Below are 235 nucleotides of genomic sequence, written 5' to 3'. Positions count from 1 at the left end.
CAAGAGCCAGGCGACCCGCGAGGTCGAGCGCGTCGGCTTCCAGTCGCCCAAGGGCGTGCTGGTCGACGAGCTCGGCCCCGGCGAGATCGGGTTCATCACCGCCGGCATCAAGGACATCACCGAGACCAAGGTCGGCGACACGATCACCGAGGAAAAGCGCCCCTGCGCGGAGAACCTGCCGGGCTTCAAACCGTCGATCCCGGTGGTGTTCTGCGGGCTGTTCCCGATCGACGCC

Annotated in this window: 1 pseudogene; it reads left to right on the top strand. The window is 67.7% G+C overall.

The annotated features are described in order from the left end of the window. Positions 1-235: pseudogene (locus R0J87_RS24825) on the top strand (elongation factor 4); the annotation flags it as partial.

Source organism: Halomonas sp. SIMBA_159, from assembly GCF_046536035.1.
GTDB lineage: Bacteria > Pseudomonadota > Gammaproteobacteria > Pseudomonadales > Halomonadaceae > Vreelandella > Vreelandella venusta_A.
Note: the sequence above shows the minus strand (reverse complement) of the source record. Positions and strands in the feature narration are given on the sequence as shown.